This is a genomic window from Telluria sp. Soil_C_11 (genome assembly GCF_057657395.1).
Genome location: NZ_JBDGIN010000007.1, coordinates 207,294 through 225,465, shown reverse-complemented (window position 1 = coordinate 225,465; position 18,172 = coordinate 207,294). Strand labels below are relative to the sequence as shown.

Here is an 18,172-nt window from a genome sequence, read left to right as displayed (position 1 = left end):
GGAACCGGCGTGGCGCTCGTCAGGCCGCCTTTGCCAGCGTTTCGGCGTGCTTGCCTTGTGGGCGAGTGGCCGTCAGGTACTGCATGGCGGCCAGTACGCCGCCCTTGCGGTGCGGGATGCCCGCTACCTCGAAGCCCATCTCGACACCGGCGAGGGTGCCCATCAGGGTCAAGTCGTTGAAGTCGCCCAGGTGGCCGATGCGGAACACCCAACCCGACAGCTTTGTCAGGCCCTGGCCCAGCGACATGTTGAAGTTGTCCAGCACCGCCTTGCGGAAGGCGTCGGCGTTGTAATACTGGCCAGCGGCATCCTTCGGCATCACGACGCCGGTCAGCACGCCGCTGTACTCGGCCGGGTTCTGGCACAGGATCTCCAGGCCCCAGGCTTCGACGGCCGCGCGGGTGGCGGCGGCGTGGCGCTGGTGGCGGGCGAACACGTTGGCCAGGCCTTCCTCGAGCAGCATGTCGCAGGCTTCGGACAGGCCGTACAGCAGGTTGGTGGCAGGGGTGTAGGGCCAGAAGCCGTTCTTGTTCGCTTCCAGGATTTCGTCCCAGCCCCAGTAGGCCTTCGGCAGCTTCGCCTGGCGCGAGGCGGCGATCGCCTTGCTTGATACCGCATTGAAGGACAGGCCCGGCGGCAGCATCAGGCCCTTCTGCGAGCCGCTGACGGTGACGTCGACGCCCCATTCGTCATGGCGGTAGTCGATCGATCCCAGCGAGGAGATGGTGTCGACCAGCAGCAGGGCCGGATGGCCGGCACGGTCGATCGCGCGGCGCACCGCGGCGATATCCGAGGTCACGCCGGTCGAGGTTTCGTTGTGGACCACGCACACCGCCTTGATCTGGTGCCCGGGGTCGGCGGCCAGGCGCGCTTCGATCTTGCCGGCGTCGGCGCCGCGGCGCCAGTCGTCGCCGATGAACTCGGCGTTGATGCCCAGTTTGTCGGCCATCTTCTTCCACAGGGTGGCGAAGTGGCCGGTCTCGTACATCAGCACCGTGTCGCCGGGCGAGAGGGTGTTCACGAGCGCGGCTTCCCAGGCGCCGGTGCCGGAGGCCGGGTAGATGACGACCGGATTCGCGGTCTGGAAGATCTTGCGGATGTCGGCCAGGACCTTCTTGCCCAGGGCCTGGAATTCGGGGCCGCGGTGGTCGATGGTCGGGTAGTCCATCGCGCGCAGGATGCGGTCGGGGACGGTCGAAGGACCCGGGATCTGCAGGAAGTGGCGGCCAGCGGGGTGGGAGTTCAGTTTTACCATGTGCAATCCTGTCGTGTTGAAGAAAAAATCGCGAAAAAGTTTTGTATACAATATGCAGAATTAAAACCAAGTCAATGCATATCGTATTTGCGCTCTGTCGTCCTAGCAGAATTGAGAGGTAATGCTGGTAGCGTATTTTGTATGTGGTATACAATTGACGAACCATGAATAATCCTGCAACTCCACCTGCCATTGCCAGCATCGACCGCCTCGGCCTGTCCGCCGCTGTCGGCGCCCGCCTGAGGGACATGATCGTCGAGGGCGTCCTGGCGCCCGGCACCCGCCTCAACGAGCGCGTCCTGTGCGAGCAACTGAACGTCTCGCGCACGCCGCTGCGCGAAGCCTTCAAGACCCTGGCCGTCGAGGGCCTGATCGTGCTGCAGCCGAACCGCGGCGCCGTCGTGGCGCAGATGTCGATGCCCGAGATCGAACAGACCTTCGAAGTGATGGGCGCGCTGGAAAGCCTGTCCGGCGAACTGGCCTGCGCCCGCGCGACCGACGAGGAAGTCGCCGAGGTGCGTGCGCTGCACTTCGAGATGCTGGCGGCCCACGCGCGGCGCGACCTGCCGAGCTATTACAAGCTGAATCACACGATCCACGACCGCATCAACGCGATGGCGCGCAACACGGTCCTGACCGAGACCTACCAGCAGATCAATGCGCGCATCCAGAGCCTGCGCTTCCGCTCCAACTTCAACCAGGAAAAGTGGGATGCGGCGGTGCGCGAGCACGGCCTGATGCTGGAAGCGCTGGAACGGCGCGACGGCGACGCATTGCGCGCGATCCTGCAGCAGCACCTGCGCAACAAGCGCGACGCCGTGATCGCGGTGCTGCGCGCGGCGCAGGCGCCCGCCACCAACGACGAATGATCCGGAGAACCCAGAGATGAACGATTCGGTACCTTCCAAGGTGTTGTTGTCCGCCGGCGTGCAGGCACGCATCGATGGCCAGGAGCTGGCCGGCCGGCTGCGCAGTGAAACATCGGGGGAGGTACTGTTCGACCGCCTGTCGCGCGGGCGTTATTCGACCGACGCGTCGATCTACCAGATCGAGCCGGTCGGCGTGTTCATCCCGCGCACCGAAGACGACGTGGTGCGGGCGCTGGCGCTGGCGCGCGATGCGCACGTGCCCGTGCTCGCGCGCGGCGCCGGCACCAGCCAGTGCGGCCAGACCGTGGGCGCGGCCCTGGTCCTCGACAACAGCAAGTACCTGAACCAGGTGGTGGAGTTCGACAAGGAAGCGATGACGGTCACGGTCCAGCCGGGCATCGTGCTCGACCACCTGAATGCCTGGCTCAAGCCGCATGGCCTGTGGTTCCCGGTCGACGTCTCGACCGCGGCCCAGTGCACCATCGGCGGCATGGCGGGCAACAACTCCTGCGGCTCGCGCAGCCTCCATTACGGGAATATGGTGCACAACGTGCTGGCGATCGAGGCCTGGCTGGCGGACGGCACGGCGAGTCGCTTCGGCCCGCTGGCCGCGATGCGCGCCGAGGCGCCCGCGCGCGTGCAGCGCCTGGTGGCGGCGGTGGAGGCGATCGCCGCACGCGAACGCCATGAAATCGGCGAGCGCTATCCGAAGGTCATGCGCCGGGTCGGCGGCTACAACCTCGACATCTTCCATCCGCAGTCGGAACGCCCGTACACCCAGGACGGCAGCGTCAACATGGCGCACCTGCTGGTCGGCTCGGAAGGCACGCTCGCGTATTCGCGCCAGCTGACCCTGAAGCTGGCCCCGCTGCCGAAGGCGAAATCGCTGGGCATCGTCAACTTCGGCAACTTCAGCAAGGCGATGGACAGCACCCAACATATCGTCAAGCTGGGCCCGGTGGCGGTCGAGCTGGTGGACCGCACCATGATCGAACTGGCGCTGTCCAATCCGGCGTTCCGCCCGACCGTCGAGAAAGCCCTGATCGGCAGGCCGGATGCGATCCTGCTGGTGGAGTTCGCGGGCGAGGACAAGGCCGCGCAGGACCGCAGGCTGAAGGACCTGGTGGCGCTGATGGGCGACCTCGGCCTGCCGGGGACGGTGGTCGAGATGGCGGACGAAGCCGAGCAGAAAGCCTTGTGGGAAGTGCGCAAGGCCGGCCTGAACATCATGATGAGCCTGAAGGGCGACGGCAAGCCGGTGTCCTTCATCGAGGACTGCGCGGTGCCGCTCGAACACCTGGCCGCCTACACCGACAGCCTGACCGAGGTGTTCGCCAGGCATGGCACGCGCGGCACCTGGTATGCCCACGCCTCGGTCGGCACCCTGCACGTGCGGCCCATCCTCGACCTGCGGCGCGACGGCAGCGCGAAAATGCGCGCGATCGCGGAAGAAGCGGCAAGCCTGGTGCGCAAGTACAAGGGCGCGTTCTCGGGCGAGCATGGCGATGGCCTGGTGCGCAGCGAGTGGGTGGACTGGCAGTTCGGCGAGCGCATGATGGGCGCCTTCTGCGAGATCAAGGACGCCTTCGACCCGGACGGCCTGATGAACCCCGGGAAGATCGTGCGCGCCACGAAGATGGACGACCGCTCGCTGTACCGCTTCAAGCCCGGCTACGCGGAGCAGCCGCTGCGGACGGCGCTCGACTGGTCGGCATGGAACGTGCAGACCGACCCGGTGACGGAGCAGGTGAGCGCGCCCGGCACGGGCGGCGACGCCACCGGCGGCTTCGCCAAGGCGATCGAGATGTGCAACAACAACGGCCACTGCCGCAAGTTCGACAGCGGCACCATGTGCCCCAGCTACCGCGTGACGAAGGACGAGCAGCACCTGACGCGCGGCCGCGCCAACACCCTGCGCCTGGCCGTGTCGGGCCAGCTCGGGCCGGATGCGCTGACGTCGGAGGCCCTGTACGACACGATGGACCTGTGCGTCGGCTGCAAGGGCTGCAAGCGCGATTGCCCGACCGGCATCGACATGGCGCGCATGAAGACCGAATTCCTGTACCACTACCGCAAGCGGCACGGGTCAAGCATGAAGGACAGGCTGGTGGCGAACCTGCCGCGCTACGCGCCATGGGCGGCCAGGCTGGCGCCGCTGCTGAACCTGCGCGACCGCCTGCCCGGCGCGGCCGGCCTCAGCGAAAAATGGCTGGGCCTGAGCGCGAAGCGCAGCCTGCCGCGCTGGCGCGCCGATACCTTCCTGTCCTCGGCGCCGGCGGCGGCGCAGGCTGCGGACGGCGTCCCGGAAGTGCTGCTGTTCGCGGACACCTTCAACAATTACTTCGAGTCCGAGAACGCCGCCGCCGCCTTCCGCGTGCTGCGGGCCGCGGGCTATCACGTGCACGTGGCGCGCGCGCCCGGCGAATCGCGCCCCCTGTGCTGCGGCCGGACTTACCTGGCCGCGGGGCAGGTCGACGAAGCCCGGCAGGAAGCCCGCCGCACCATCGACGCGCTGCTGCCGTTCGTCCGGCGCGGCGTGCCGGTGGTGGGACTGGAACCGTCCTGCCTGCTGACCATGCGCGACGAGTTCCTGGCCTACGGCTTCGGCGAGGAAGCACGGCAGCTGGCCGGCGCCGCCATGCTGTTCGAGGAATTCCTCGCGCGCGAGTCGAAGGCGGGCAAGCTGAAGCTGAAGCTCAAGGCCCTGCCGCAATCGACGGCGCTATTGCACGGCCACTGCCACCAGAAGGCCTTCGACGCGGTCAAGCCGGTGCAGCTGGTGCTGGGACTGATTCCGGACCTCGACGTCAAGCTGATCGAGAGCAGCTGCTGCGGCATGGCCGGCAGCTTCGGCTACGAGGCCAGACATTACGACGTGTCGATGAAGATGGGCGAGCTGTCGCTGCTGCCTGCCGTGCGCAAGGCCGGGGCCGACACCCTGATCGTGGCGGACGGCACCAGCTGCCGCCACCAGATCGCCGACGGGGCGCAGCGCGAGGCGGTGCACGTGGCGCGGGTGCTGGAAGCGGCGCTGGCTTGAACGGCATGTTGGGCGCGGCCCGACTGCATTCCGTGCAGCTGTTGCCGTGGATCCGACGCTTCGGCGGGCGGCCCTGGCCGGTCCGGCGCCGGCATCGGCCTGGCACGCTCCATGCGTGGGAGAGAGTGAGCGCCTGCGGCAAGCTCACTTCTTCCGAAGCATTCGCATCGAGGAGCAATGTCATGAAACCCTGGTCATCGAAGATCTTTCTATCGAGCACATTTCGTCATCCAATCAAGCAACTTTCATCCGCTCGCTGTCCCGCGAGGAAATGAAGCTGGTGCAGGGCGGCCGCGCCATTTCCGTCCTCATCGACGGCAGTCCCGGCGGCGTTGTCGACGATTTCGACCTGAACATGCGCATTTCCAGCGGCGATATCGGCGTCAGGGTGGTTTGACATGTATCCCGCTGCGGCGGGATTTTTTTTTGCGCATCTGTTTTCCACTGCACGGTGCCAGGCGGCTCTTTTCTGCAAACTGGCTTCAACATTGAGCGAACAGCAGAGGAGGAAAGATGTCCACCTTACCCATCAGCGTGGAAGAAGGCATACGGGCGGCCGGCGTCGGCAGGTTCCAGTACCGCCTGTTCGTCATTTTCGGCCTGGTCTGGATGGCCGACGCCATGCAGGTGCTGTCGATCGGCTTCAGCGCGCCCTCGATCGCGAAGACCTTCGGGATCGCGATGCCGAAAGCGCTGGAAACCGGCACCTTCTTCTTCATCGGCATGCTGGTCGGCGCCTTCGCCTTCGGCCGCCTGGCGGACCGGATCGGGCGCCGGCCGGTGCTGATGGCGGCGGTGGTGGTCGATGCCTGCTTCGGCGTGGCGTCCAGCTTCGCCCCGGATTTTACCTGGCTGCTGGCGCTGCGCTTCCTGACCGGCATCGGCGTCGGCGGGACCCTGCCGGTGGATTACACGATGATGGCGGAATTCCTGCCCAGCGACCGGCGCGGCCGCTGGCTGGTGCTGCTCGAATCGTTCTGGGCGGTCGGCACGATCCTGCTGGCGGTGCTGGCCCTGGTGGCCCTGCGCTGGAGCGACGACGCATGGCGCGTGATCTTCTTCGTCACCGGCATCCCGGCGCTGGTCGGCGTGGTGCTGCGCTTTTCGGTGCCCGAGTCGCCGATGTACCTGAACCGCAGCGGCCGGCCCGAGCGGGCGCGCGCGGTGCTGGAGCGGGTCGCCCGGGTCAACGGCCGCAGCGTCGCCATTCCGGCGCTGCACACCGAGCACCCGGTGCCGACGTCGGTGTTCGCGCTGTTCGCGCGCCAGCTGCGCCGCCGCAGCGTGGCCCTGTGCGTGGCGTGGATGCTGATCTCGATCGCCTATTACGGCGTGTTCGTCTACCTGCCGGTGAAACTGAGCGGCCAGGGCTTCGGCTTCATGCGCGGGCAGGAATTCCTGATCGTGCTGGCGCTGGTGCAGTTGCCCGGTTTCGCGCTGTCGGCCTATGGCGTCGAACGCTGGGGGCGCAGGCCGACCCTGGTCGGCTTCCTGCTGCTGAGCGCCGCCGGCTGCATGCTGTACAGCTTCGGCAGCGCGACGCCGCTGGTGGTCGGCTCGACTCTCCTGATGAGTTTCGCGCTGCTGGGCACCTGGGGCGCCCTGTATGCCTTCACGCCAGAGGTCTATCCGACCGATCTGCGCGCGACCGGCATGGGATTCGCGGGTGCGGTCGCGCGCTTCGGCGGCCTGTTCGCGCCGGCGGTCATCGCGCCGGTCATGGCGGCGCATTTCACGCTGGCGCTGGCCATGCTGGCGGCCTTCCTGGCGATCGGCGCGCTCGCGATCCTGTGCGTCGACGTCGAGTCGCGCCAGAGGGCGTTGGACTGAGCGGCCATCACGCGTCCAGCGGCGCATCCACCAGCAGCGCGGGATCGAGCGCACGGATGCGCGGCTCGACGTAGTAGCCGCCCGCTTCCACATAAGTGAGGCAGCTGCGTCCGCAGTCCGTGCATTGCTGCACCGCGCAGCGGTTGTAGGGGTAAAAGCGCGGCGCGATCGGCGCCTCGGGCGACCAGTAGCCGGTGCCGTGCGGATGGTATTCGGCGTAGGTCGCTTCGAGGTAGGGATCGCCGGCCAGGCTGCCGGCGGTGCGCATCTGCGCCTGCGGGAAATCGGCGGGGATGCGGGTCCACTCGCGATAGCGCCCGATCCCGCATGCGCAGGCGCGCGTCACGCTGCGCGATGACCGGGCCAGCGCCATCAACCCCTCGAATGTCAGTGTGTCGTTTTCCATATCCGCGCCAAGTGTTGGGAAAACCCGATTTTCTCACGCGCGCGGCCGGATCCGCTCGGGGCGCTGCGGCAGCGCGAGAATCATCAGCAGCATGCACCCGGCCAAGGCCGCCGAGGCGGAGAAGCGGTCCAGCGCCAGGCCGCCGTTGGCGACCGGCTTGTCGAGGAAGTCGCCAATCGTGGCGCCGAGCGGGCGGGTCAGAATGAACGCGGCCCAGAACAGCACTGTATGCGAGACGCGCGACCACAACCAGGCGGCGATGACCAGGCCGAGGCCTGCCGCGAACAGCATGGCGCCGCCTTCGTATCCCAGCCCCCAGCCGGTCAAGGGATCGGCCACCCAATCCCCGAGCGCGGTACCGAGGGTTTGCGAAAACAGGATGGTCAGCCAGTAGAAGATCTCCGCCGTCCGCGAGTCGAGGCGCTCGACCGAGACGCTGCCCAGGGTCCGGTGCCATGCCAGCAGGGATGCCGCGAGGAGCGCCGACAGCAGCGCGGTTCCGCCCAGGTAACCGATGCCGAGGGATCGGTCGCAAAAATCGGCGAGCGTGGTGCCAACGGTGGTTGTGGCGACGATGACGGCCCAGAACAGCATCGGGTGGAAGCGCCGTGCGCGGATCTGCAGCGCCAGCGCGCACAGGAGGATGGCGGCGAAGATAAGGGTGCCGGCCAGGTAACCGAGGTCCAGCGACATCGTCAGGGCGTCACCCGCTGTCTCGCCCAGCGTGGTCGCGGCGATCTTGACCAGCCAGAAGCCGAGCGTCACGGCGGGCACCTTGCCCAGCGCCGGCGCCGGATCCGTGGATTCGCTAGGTTCATTCCCTGTCATGTCTTCTCCTCGGCGCGTGCCGGCGCCGTGTTGGTGTCCTTGCGCTGCCTGAGCCAGGCGACCAGCCCCGGCGTGACGGAGAGCGCGACGATGCCGAGCAAGACGAGCGTCAGGTGCTCGCCCACCCATGGCAGGTTGCCAAAGGCGTAGCCGGCTCCCAGCAGCGCTGCCACCCATGCGGCGCCGCCGATCGCGTTGTAGGCCAGGAAGACCCCGAACGGCATGCGCCCAAGCGCCGCCACGAAGGGCGCCATGGTGCGCACGACCGGAACGAAGCGGGCCAGCACGATGGTCTTGCGGCCATGGCGCGCGAAGAAGCCTTCGGTGCGTTCGAGGTAGGCCGGCTTGACCAGGCGCAGCCGGTGGCCGTCGCCCACCTTCCTGCGCATCAGCGAGCCGGCCGCGTAGTTCATCGCATCGCCCGCGATGGCGGCGGCGACCAGCAGCGGCACCAGCACCGGAAGCCGGAAGGTCCCCTCGGCCGCCAGCGCGCCGGCCACGAACAGCAGCGAATCGCCGGGGAGGAAAGGGAGGACGACCACGCCGGTCTCGATGAAGATGACTGTGAACAGCAGCAGGTAGACCAGCGTACCGTGGCTCGCGGCGAGCGCGCCGAGGTGGGTGTCGAGGTGCAGCATCCAGTCGATCAATCCGCCCGGCATGCGTGTCCCGTGTTCCATGAATATTGGTGCTGGCTGGGCATGTGTGTTCTGGCTGGATGGTTGGCGATGCGAGGAGGATACCGTCCCGGGAGGGGCGCACGCAGGACTTAACGGAAATTTAATGTCCAGGCCGGCATTGGTTTCATCCGGGCCGGGTTTTCGAGTGCAATTTCCCGCTCATCGGTTCACAATGCTCGTGTTCAACCGGGAGACCTTGCATGCGCGACGCAATCATTGTCGGTGGCGGCCATAACGGCCTGGTATGCGCCTTCTACCTGGCCCGCGCCGGGCTGAAGGTGACGGTGCTGGAGCAGCGCGGCGTGGTCGGCGGCGCGGCGGTGACGGAAGAATTCCATCCGGGTTTCCGCAACTCGGTCGCCTCCTATACGGTGTCCCTGCTGAACCCGAAGGTGATCCGGGACATGGAGCTGGCCGCGCACGGGCTGCGCGTGGTCGAACGTCCGCTGGCGAATTTCCTGCCGCTGGACGATACGCATTACCTGAAGCTCGGCGCCGGGCGCACCGCCGCCGAAGTCGCGAAGTTCTCGCCGCGCGATGCCGGCCGCCTCGACGACTATGCGCGGCACCTGGACGCCGCGGCCGACCTGCTGCGCGGCCTGGTGCTGGAAACGCCGCCGAACCGGGTGCAGGGCGGCTGGTTCGACGCGCTGCCGGAGCTGGTCAAGGCCGGCAGGCTGGGCAACCGGGTGCGCAAGCTGCCGCTGTCCACCCAGCGCGAGCTGCTCGACCTGTTTACGCGCTCGGCCGGCGATGTGCTGGACGGCTGGTTCGAGAGCGCGCCGATCAAGGCCGCGTATGGCTTCGACAGCGTGGTCGGCAACTATGCCAGCCCGTACACGCCCGGCTCCGCCTACGTGCTGCTGCACCACGTGTTCGGCGAAGTGAACGGCAAGAAGGGCGCCTGGGGCCACGCCATCGGCGGCATGGGCGCGATCACGCAGGCGATGGCGAAGTCGGCCCGGGCACGCGGCGTCGAGATCCGCACGGGCTGCGCGGTCAGCGAGATCCTGCTGGACAAGGGCCGCGCCGCCGGCGTCGTCACCGCGAACGGCGAGCGCCTCGATGCGCGCGTGGTTGTGTCGAACCTGAATCCGCGCCTGCTCTACACCCGGCTGGTCGACCCGGCCGCGCTGCCGGACGACTTCCTGCGCCGCATGCGGGCCTGGCGCTGCGGCTCCGGCACCTTCCGCATGAACGTGGCGCTGTCCGAACTGCCCGACTTCAGCTGCCTGCCGGGCAAGAAGAAGGCCGAGCACCACGCCAGCGGCATCATCATCGCGCCCACCCTGCAGTACATGGAGCGCGCTTACCACGACGCGCGGGCGCACGGCTGGGCGCGCGAGCCGATCGTCGAAATGCTGATACCGTCGACGCTCGACCCGACCCTCGCGCCGCCCGGCCAGCACGTGGCCAGCCTGTTCTGCCAGCACGTGGCGCCCGAGCTGCCCGACGGCGCAAGCTGGGATGCCCACCGCGAGCAGGTGGCCGACCTGATGATCGCCACCGTGACCCGATATGCGCCCAACTTCGGACGCGCCGTGGTGGGGCGCCAGATCATGAGCCCGCTCGACCTGGAGCGCACCTTCGGCCTGGTGGGCGGCGACATCTTCCACGGCGCGCTGGGACTCGACCAGCTGTTCGCGGCGCGGCCGATGCTGGGACACGCCGACTATCGCGGGCCGGTCGAGGGGCTGTACACCTGCGGTGCGGGCACGCATCCGGGCGGCGGCGTGACCGGGGCGCCGGGCCACAATGCGGCGCGCGAGGTGTTGCGCGACTTCGCCCGGCGGCGCTAAGGGCCGGCGGCTAGGCGCGCAGCCGGTCGAGCCGCAGGCGCTGGCGCTCGTCGCTCAGGGCGCGCACCGCCAGCAGCGCCGCGCCCACCGAAGCCAGCCCGCTGGCCCCGGCCAGCAGGAACATCAGGAGGATCTGGTATTTCACCGCTTCCATCGGATCCATCCCCGCCAGCAGCTGGCCGGTCATGATGCCGGGCAGGGTGATGATGCCGGCGGCCGACATCTGGTTCGCGACCGGGATCATGCCGCGCCGCGTGGCGCCGCGCACCAGCGGGCCGATCGCTTCGCGGAACGGCGTGCCCAGCGCCAGCCGGGCCTCGATGCGCCCGCGTTCGCGCACCACGCCATCCAGCACGCCGTCGAGCGCCAGCGAGGCCGCGTTCAGCACGCTGCCCAGCACGATGCCCATCAGCGGAATCGCATAGCGCGGCGCGTACCAAGGGTCGGGCCGCACCGCCGTGGTCAGGGCCAGCAGGACGGTGGCGAAGCCGGCGCAGGCGACCACCGCGGCGCTGATCTGATAGTTCATGTGGCGCTTCAGGCGCTGCTTCGGCCGGGTCGCGACCTCGCGCGCGGCGGCGCCCACCATGAACAGGATCACGGCGGCGGTAGCAAACGGGGAGCCGCCCGCGAACACGCCGCGCAGCACCAGCCCGACGATCGCCAGCTGCACCACCATCCGCACCGCCGCCACCAGGATCTGGCGGTGCAGGCCGAGCCGCAGCGCCAGCGACAGCGCGGCGTCGAGCAGGATCAGCAGCGAAGCGGCCAGCAGGTCCCAGGCGCCGAGGTGGATGGCGTTCATGCGCCGCTCAGCCTTCCGTGTTCGAGATGGAAGACCCGCTGCGCCAGCCGGCCGGCCTGGTCGGCGGAGTGGGTGACGATCAGCAGCGCCATGCCGTCCTCCAGGCGCGCCGCCAGCAGGGCTTCCGCGCGCGCCACGGAGGGCGGATCGAGCGCGGCGGTCGGCTCGTCGAGCAGCAGCACGCGCGGCGCGCGCGCCAGCGAACGCACCAGGGCCAGGCGCTGGCGCTCGCCGGTGGACAGGCGTTCGACCTCGCTGTCGAGCAGGGCCGGCGCCAGGTTCAGCGCGGCCATCGCCTGGTCCACGAAGCCGCGCTGTGCGGCCGTGAAGTGCTCGCCGGCGGTCGCTTCCCACCACGCCGGTTCGGCGGCCTGGTAGACCACCTGGGCGCGCCAGGCCGGCGCCGGCATGCTGCGGCTGGCCTTCCCGTCGAGCAGGACCTCGCCCTCGTGCGGGTCGAGGTCGGCCAGCATGCGCAGCAGGACGCTCTTGCCTGCGCCGGACGGACCCTGGATGGCGACGCATTCGCCGGCCAGCAGGTCGAAGTCGAACGGGCCGCCGAAGCCCGAACGCAGGCCGCGCGCGGACAGGCGCGCGGGCGCGCTCGACGCAGCCATGCCTTGCTCTTGTATCACGGCGTGGCGCCGGTCCCGTGCGCGGGCGGCAGGAACCAGTTCATCAGCACGGCGCAGATGCCGCCTGTCGCCACGCCCGACTCCAGCACATGGCGCAGCGCGGCCGGCATGTGGGCCAGGAATTCCGGCACCTGCGACACGCCCAGCCCCAGCGCCAGCGAGACGGCGATGATCAGCAGGGCGCGCCGGTCCAGGGTCACGCTGGCCAGGATATTGATGCCGGCCGCGGCCACCGCGCCGAACATGACCATCACCGCGCCGCCCAGCACCGGCTCGGGCACCGCCTGGATCACGCCGGCCACGCCGGGGAACAGGCCGAGCACGACCAGGAACAGGGCGATCCACATGCCGACATGGCGGCTGGCGATGCCGGTAAGCTGGATCACGCCGTTGTTCTGGGCGAAGATCGAGCTGGGGAAGGTGTTGAACAGTCCGGCCAGCAGCGAGTTGGCGCCGTTGACCAGCACGCCGCCCTTGATGCGCCGCATCCAGACCGGGCCTTCGACGGGCTCGCGCGAGACCTTGCTGGTCGCGGTGACGTCGCCGATGGCTTCGAGCGAGGTGACGAGGTAGATCACGATCATCGGGATGAACAGCGACCACGAGAAGGCCAGGCCGAAGTGCAGCGGCTGCGGCACCTGGAACCAGGCCGCCTGGTGCATGCCGGTGAAGTCCAGGCGTCCGAGCGAGCCGGCCAGCGCGTAGCCGGCCGCCAGCGCGATGATGATGGCGCCGCTGCGCATCCACACGACCGGAACCCGGTTCAGCGCCACGATGATGGCCAGCACCACGCCGGACAGCAGCAGGTTCTCGCCGTTGGCGAAGGTCCCGTTCGACATCGCCGCGAAGCCGCCGCCCATGCTGATCAGGCCGACCTTGATCAGGGTGAGGCCGATCATCAGCACCACGATGCCGGTGACCAGCGGCGTGATCATGCGCTTCACGAACGGCAGGATGCGCGACACGCCCATTTCGATGAAGGAGCCGGCCACCACCACGCCGAAGATCGCGGCCATCACCGCTTCGACCGGCGTGCCCTGCTTGACCAGGAGGGTCCCGCCGGCGATCAGCGGGCCGACGAAGTTGAAGCTGGTGCCCTGCACGATCAGCAGCCCGGCGCCGAAGGGCCCGAAGCGGCGGCACTGGATGAAGGTGGCGATCCCGGACACGACCAGCGACATCGAGACGATCAGGTTGGTGTCGCGCGCGGACACGCCCAGCGACTGGCAGATCAGCAGGCCCGGGGTGACGATGGGGACGATGATTGCCAGCAGGTGCTGGAGGGCGGCGAGGATGCCGATCAGGGGAGCGGGGCGGTCTTCGAGTCCGAGGACCAGGTCGGGAATGGGAGGCGTGGCGGTGGAGCGGGGCGGTTGTGTGGTCATGGCGCGCGCAGGCAAAAAGCGGATTCTACCGTGCTCCGCGCCCGCGCTGCGCGGCGCCCCCTCGGCGCCCGCCTTTCCCGTTCAACAGTTCGGCTCCGCACAGCCCGACGCACAGCATGGCGGCGGCGGTCCACAGGCACCAGGCCGCGGCCAGCGCCGGCACCAGCCCGAAGGTCTGCCCGGCCAGCGACGGCGCCAGCGCGGCGCCCGCCGCCGCCGCGAGCAGCGGCAGGAACAGGTGCAGCTGGTGGGCGCGCAGCGTGGTCCAGGGCACACAGCAGCACAGCGCCGCCGGCGCCACGATCGCCGCCATCGAGCCGCTGCCGGCCGCGATGCCGCAGGCGGCGCCGAGGATCGCCAGCAGCGCCAGCGCCGGCGCGGCGGTCGTGGGCGTGCGGGCCGGCCGCGTCCGCGCCCGCAGGCGGCGCGGGCAGGCCGCATGGAAGCGGCGCAGCGAACAGGCCAGGACCGGGGCGCAGGCCAGGGTATTGAGCAGGTGGGCCCAGGCGCCGGCCCGGGCGCCGAAACTCCAGCGCTCCAGCAGGGTCCAGCCGAGGATGGAAAACAGCAGGGCGCTGAAGGCCAGGTTGGCCAGGGGCCGACCCGCGCGCGGCATCGCTGCCAAGGCTTGCGCTTTCATGTCGGCGGCTCCCGGTATTGACGAAAGCCTTCAGGATGCGCCAATGATCCCGTGGTGCCGCTGAGCCGGATCAAGCCCGGATCAATCCTCGGGCGTGCGCGCGACCGGCAAATGCCAGTCGTAGCGGATCGCCGCCATGCGCAGGCCGAAGCACAGGGCCGCGCCGGCGCAGGCCATCGGCGCCGAGGGCAGGCCGAGCACATGGCCGATCACGACCACGGCGGCGCCGGCCAGCGCGGCCACCGCATACACCTCGGCGCGCAGCACCGCCGGCACCTCGGACAGCAGCACGTCGCGCGCCACGCCGCCGCCGACGCCGGTGAGCATGCCGAGCAGGGCGGCCATCACCGGCTCCAGGCCGAACACCAGGGCCTTCTGCGCCCCGGCGACGCAGAACAGCGCCAGGCCGGCGCCGTCGAACACCATCACGGGGCTCTTCAGGTGGCGCAGTTTCGGATACCAGAAGAAGATCAGCAGCCCGGCCATCACCGACACCACCGCATAGCGCCAGTCGCTGATGGCGGCCGGCGGCGTCGCCCCGATCAGCAGGTCGCGCACGATGCCGCCCGAGTTGGCGGCGACGAAGGACAGCACCAGCACGCCGAAAATGTCCAGCCTGCGTTTCACACCGGCCGTCGCGCCGCTCAGCGCGAACACGAAGGTGCCGACCAGGTCGAGGGTCAGGACGAGCGTCTTCAGGGCCGCCGCCACGTCGAGGGAAACTGCCGGGAACATCGGGGTCTTTTTACTGTTCAGTGAAATGGACCGGACACTATAGCATCGCCGCCGGGAAATCAGGCATGGGGCATACCCGTATCGCGCCGTTTCGTCGTACACTGGACAGTACGACAAGAACCGCAGCCGGCAGGCCAACCGAGACCCATGATCATTTCATCCGCAACCGATTTCCGCGAAGCCGCGCGGCGCAAGCTGCCGCCTTTCCTGTTCCACTACCTCGACGGCGGCGCCGGCGCCGAACAGACCCTGCGCGCCAACGTCGGCGACCTCCAGACCGTCAAGCTGCGCCAGCGCGTGCTGCGCGGCTCCGAGCAGCTCGACCTGACGACCAACTGGTTCGGCCAGGAGAGCGCGCTGCCGATCGCGCTGGCCCCGATCGGGCTGGCCGGCATGTATGCGCGCCGCGGCGAGGTACAGGCGGTGCAGGCGGCCGGCCGCGCCAACATCCCCTTCATCCAGTCCACGGTCTCGGTCTGCTCGCTGGCCGAGGTGGCGGCCAAGGCCTCCAGGCCGATCTGGTTCCAGCTGTATGTACTGAAGGACCGCGGCTTCATGCGCGACGTGATGCGCCGCGCCAGCGAGCTGGGGGCGACCACCCTGATCTTCACGGTCGACATGCCGGTGCCCGGCAACCGCTACCGCGACCTGCACAGCGGGATGAGCGGCCCGGCCGGCCCGCGCCGCCGCATCCTGCAGGCGATGATGCATCCGCGCTGGGCCTGGGATGTCGGCCTGCACGGCCGTCCGCACGACCTGGGGAATATTTCCACCTACCGCGGCCACGCGACCGGACTGGAAGACTACATCGGCTGGCTCGGTTCGAACTTCGACCCCGGCATCAGCTGGCAGGACCTGCAGTGGATCCGCGACGAGTGGAAAGGGCAGCTGGTCCTGAAGGGCATCCTCGACACCGAGGACGCGCGCGATGCGCTGGCCTTCGGCGCCGACGGCATCGTGGTGTCGAACCACGGCGGCCGCCAGCTCGACGGCGCGCCGTCCTCGGCCAGCGTGCTGCCGGCCATCGCCGACGAGGTCAAGGGCAAGATGACGATCTTCGCCGACGGCGGCGTGCGCACCGGCACCGACGTGTTCCGCATGCTGGCGCTGGGCGCCGACGGCGTCCTGATCGGCCGCGCCTTCATCTACGCGCTGGCGACCGCCGGCCAGGCCGGGGTCGAGCGCCTGCTGGCGATCATGGAGAAGGATATCCGCACCAACATGGTCCTGACCGGCGTGAAGTCGATCCGCGAGATCGGGCCGCAGGTCCTCGCCGGCTGAGGCGGAAGCGCGATGCTGCTGCTCCTGGTCTTTCTTGCCGGTCTCTGGGCCGGCGTCCAGAACACCCTCGCTGGCGGCGGCTCCTTCGTGACCCTGCCGGCGCTGATCCTGTCCGGGATGTCGCCGCTGGCGGCCAACATCACTTCCACGGTGGCCCTGTTTCCCGGCCAGATCACCGCGGGCTATGCCGGCCGCAAGCTGGTGAGCGGGGCGGCCGGGCTGTCTTTCCGTACGCTGTTCGTGCTGAGCATCCTCGGCGGCGCGGCCGGCGGCCTGCTGTTGCTGCATACCTCGCCCACGGTGTTCGCGCGCCTGGTGCCGTGGCTGGTGCTGTTCGCCACCGCCGTCTTCACCTGGGGCAGCTTCTTCCGCAAGGGCGCCGAGGAGAAGGCGGCGCACCTGGGCCGCTTCACCACCGGCGCCGCGCAATTCCTGATCGCCGTCTACGGCGGCTATTTCGGCGGCGGCATCGGCATCCTCATGATGGCGGCGCTGACCATGGCCGGGCTGTCGGCGCGCAACGCGGGCGGCACCAAGAACGTGCTGGCGGGCGTGATGAACGCCTCGGCGGTCGTCCTGTTCATCACCTCGCCCGAGCTGCACTGGCTGCAGGCCGCGGTGCTGGCGGTCGGCGCCATCCTCGGCGGACTGGCCGGCACCTGGGCCCTGCACCGGGTGAACGAGAAGGCGCTGCGCGTGGCCATCGTCGGCATCGGCGTCGCCCTCACCGTCGGCCTGTTCCTGCGGCCGCTATGAAGCGCGGGCGCGGTCAGCCGAGCCAGTCGAAGATCGCCGGCCAGATCCTGGCATGCGCGTTGCGGCCGACCAGCACCCCGACGTGCTGCAGGTTGACGCCGACATCGCCTTCGTAATGCAGCACCTGCTTGCGCGGGCTGGCCGCCGCTTCGTGGAAGGGCAGCACGGCTGCTGGCGGGATCAGCCTGCTGCGCGGGTCGATCACGCTCAGCAGCGGCGTGCGCAACTCGCCCGGGCCGACTCTCCGGCCGCCGATCTCCAGCTCGCCCTGCATCAACTCGTCCCTGCGGTACAGCGATTCGACGAGGTCGGTGAACAGCTGGCCCGGCAGCGCGAACTCGTCGTGGGTCCAGCGTTCCACCTGCATGTGGGTGGCCATGGCCTGCGGGTCGCCCAGCGAGAGCCAGCGGTCGCTCCAGCGTTCCCACTGGAAGGCTTGCGGTTCGGCCATCGCGCTCATGGTGTTCAGGAACACGCCGGGGACGTGGCCGAAGGTCGCGGCGATCTCGCGCGCATCGGGCGTGGCGCGCACCAGCCGGTTGAAGCAGCAGGAGGCCGGCTGGAAATGCAGCGGCGATTCCAGCAGGACGGTGGCGCGCAACTGCTCCGGATACAGGCAGCTGTGGATCGCCGCCAGGATGCCGCCCAGCGAGTGGCCGGCGATCACGGGCCTGGCGTCCGTGCCGCCCGCGTCGGCGGCGATGGCCTGGCGGCAGGCGCTCAACAACCGGTCCGCGTAGTCGGCCAGGCCGAAGTCGTGCTTCTCGACGGCATCGTCCGCACCGGACTCGTCCAGAGGCGCCCATTCGGCCAGGTAGACCCGGTAGCCGCGCTCCAGCCAGCGCCGCACCACGCTGACTTCGGGCGCCAGGTCCCAGATGTAGGCGCGCTTGATGGGCGCCGGCACCAGCAGCACCGGCGGGCCGTCGGCAAATTCCGCGCCGAAGCGCCGAAGCTTGAGGCCGGGCTCGCTGTGCAGGAGGGTGGAGGGGGTTGGCCGCGGGCCGTAGCCCGCACGCTCCAGCATCTGGCCGCGTGCCTGGCGGCTGCGGTCCATTTGCTTGAGGGCCAGGGCACCGAGGGTGCCGAATGAATTCCAGTTTGTCGGGTACATGGCGGTCTCGTCTTCTTCAGGAAGACTGCAATGTACGCCAATGCGGCAGGCATACCAATGCCGCACCGGATAAATGACGCCTCCCTTTGCGGCCGGCCAAACGCTTATCCGCAG

General features: G+C 69.0%; 17 protein-coding genes. 7 read left to right on the top strand and 10 right to left on the bottom strand.

Features of this window, described 5'->3' with window-relative positions:
• Window positions 1–19: 19 nt before the first annotated feature.
• Window positions 20–1,255 carry a pyridoxal-phosphate-dependent aminotransferase family protein gene (locus tag AC3A6M_RS14230; protein WP_487853368.1) on the bottom strand — a complete coding sequence of 412 codons (1,236 nt, stop codon included), beginning with the start codon at window positions 1,253–1,255 and terminating at the stop codon, window positions 20–22.
• 164 nt (window positions 1,256–1,419) lie between these two features.
• Between AC3A6M_RS14230 and AC3A6M_RS14225 the strand changes: the two genes are divergently transcribed.
• The 4 genes from AC3A6M_RS14225 to AC3A6M_RS14210 all read left to right on the top strand — a co-directional run bounded on the left by AC3A6M_RS14225 (window position 1,420) and on the right by AC3A6M_RS14210 (window position 6,994).
• Complete coding sequence (locus tag AC3A6M_RS14225; protein ID WP_487853367.1) at window positions 1,420–2,124, top strand: GntR family transcriptional regulator; 705 nt, start codon at window positions 1,420–1,422, stop codon at window positions 2,122–2,124.
• Between the two features lie 16 nt (window positions 2,125–2,140).
• On the top strand, window positions 2,141–5,164 hold the full coding sequence (locus AC3A6M_RS14220) for an FAD-binding and (Fe-S)-binding domain-containing protein (RefSeq protein WP_487853366.1): 3,024 nt from the start codon (window positions 2,141–2,143) through the stop codon (window positions 5,162–5,164).
• 46 nt (window positions 5,165–5,210) lie between these two features.
• The gene (locus tag AC3A6M_RS14215) at window positions 5,211–5,561 is read left to right on the top strand and encodes a hypothetical protein (protein WP_487853365.1); all 351 of its coding nucleotides are present in this window, start codon (window positions 5,211–5,213) and stop codon (window positions 5,559–5,561) included.
• A gap of 116 nt (window positions 5,562–5,677) precedes the next feature.
• The gene (locus AC3A6M_RS14210; protein WP_487853364.1) at window positions 5,678–6,994 is read left to right on the top strand and encodes an MFS transporter; all 1,317 of its coding nucleotides are present in this window, start codon (window positions 5,678–5,680) and stop codon (window positions 6,992–6,994) included.
• Between the two features lie 7 nt (window positions 6,995–7,001).
• On the opposite strand, the gene AC3A6M_RS14205 is transcribed toward AC3A6M_RS14210, so the two are convergent.
• From AC3A6M_RS14205 to AC3A6M_RS14195, 3 genes are read right to left on the bottom strand one after another with little or no spacing between them, the layout of a single operon-like run.
• Window positions 7,002–7,400, bottom strand: coding sequence for a hypothetical protein (locus AC3A6M_RS14205; protein WP_487853363.1), 399 nt, complete (start codon window positions 7,398–7,400; stop codon window positions 7,002–7,004).
• A 33-nt stretch (window positions 7,401–7,433) separates the two neighbouring features.
• Window positions 7,434–8,228 carry a COG4705 family protein gene (locus AC3A6M_RS14200; protein WP_487853362.1) on the bottom strand — a complete coding sequence of 265 codons (795 nt, stop codon included), beginning with the start codon at window positions 8,226–8,228 and terminating at the stop codon, window positions 7,434–7,436.
• A complete protein-coding gene (locus AC3A6M_RS14195) occupies window positions 8,225–8,908 on the bottom strand; it encodes a VTT domain-containing protein (RefSeq protein ID WP_487853361.1) in 684 nt (227 codons plus the stop codon). Before AC3A6M_RS14195 ends, AC3A6M_RS14200 begins: the two co-directional genes overlap by 4 nt.
• Before the next feature lie 200 nt (window positions 8,909–9,108).
• On the opposite strand from AC3A6M_RS14195, the gene AC3A6M_RS14190 reads away from it, so the two are divergent.
• Window positions 9,109–10,707, top strand: a complete 1,599-nt coding sequence (locus tag AC3A6M_RS14190; protein ID WP_487853360.1) for a phytoene desaturase family protein — start codon at window positions 9,109–9,111, stop codon at window positions 10,705–10,707.
• A 10-nt stretch (window positions 10,708–10,717) separates the two neighbouring features.
• On the opposite strand, the gene AC3A6M_RS14185 is transcribed toward AC3A6M_RS14190, so the two are convergent.
• The 5 genes from AC3A6M_RS14185 to AC3A6M_RS14165 form a co-directional block, all read right to left on the bottom strand.
• Window positions 10,718–11,512, bottom strand: coding sequence for an ABC transporter permease (locus AC3A6M_RS14185; protein WP_487853359.1), 795 nt, complete (start codon window positions 11,510–11,512; stop codon window positions 10,718–10,720).
• Window positions 11,509–12,129 (bottom strand): ABC transporter ATP-binding protein, encoded by a 621-nt coding sequence (locus tag AC3A6M_RS14180; protein WP_487853358.1) that lies wholly within the window; start codon window positions 12,127–12,129, stop codon window positions 11,509–11,511. The genes AC3A6M_RS14185 and AC3A6M_RS14180 overlap by 4 nt, the downstream gene beginning before the upstream one ends.
• Window positions 12,130–12,143: 14 nt before the next feature.
• Entirely contained in the window at window positions 12,144–13,532 is a 1,389-nt protein-coding gene (locus tag AC3A6M_RS14175; RefSeq protein ID WP_487853357.1) for a nucleobase:cation symporter-2 family protein, read from the bottom strand.
• A 25-nt stretch (window positions 13,533–13,557) separates the two neighbouring features.
• On the bottom strand, window positions 13,558–14,172 hold the full coding sequence (locus tag AC3A6M_RS14170) for a hypothetical protein (RefSeq protein WP_487853356.1): 615 nt from the start codon (window positions 14,170–14,172) through the stop codon (window positions 13,558–13,560).
• 81 nt (window positions 14,173–14,253) lie between these two features.
• Window positions 14,254–14,907 (bottom strand): trimeric intracellular cation channel family protein, encoded by a 654-nt coding sequence (locus AC3A6M_RS14165; RefSeq protein ID WP_487853355.1) that lies wholly within the window; start codon window positions 14,905–14,907, stop codon window positions 14,254–14,256.
• A gap of 147 nt (window positions 14,908–15,054) precedes the next feature.
• On the opposite strand from AC3A6M_RS14165, the gene lldD reads away from it, so the two are divergent.
• Both lldD and AC3A6M_RS14155 read left to right on the top strand, forming a co-directional pair.
• Window positions 15,055–16,188, top strand: coding sequence for an FMN-dependent L-lactate dehydrogenase LldD (gene lldD / locus AC3A6M_RS14160; RefSeq protein WP_487853354.1), 1,134 nt, complete (start codon window positions 15,055–15,057; stop codon window positions 16,186–16,188).
• A 15-nt stretch (window positions 16,189–16,203) separates the two neighbouring features.
• Window positions 16,204–16,944 carry a sulfite exporter TauE/SafE family protein gene (locus AC3A6M_RS14155; protein ID WP_487853442.1) on the top strand — a complete coding sequence of 247 codons (741 nt, stop codon included), beginning with the start codon at window positions 16,204–16,206 and terminating at the stop codon, window positions 16,942–16,944.
• A 13-nt stretch (window positions 16,945–16,957) separates the two neighbouring features.
• Here AC3A6M_RS14155 and AC3A6M_RS14150 read toward each other — a convergent pair whose 3' ends face one another.
• Window positions 16,958–18,058 (bottom strand): alpha/beta fold hydrolase, encoded by a 1,101-nt coding sequence (locus tag AC3A6M_RS14150; RefSeq protein WP_487853353.1) that lies wholly within the window; start codon window positions 18,056–18,058, stop codon window positions 16,958–16,960.
• Window positions 18,059–18,172: the final 114 nt, after the last annotated feature.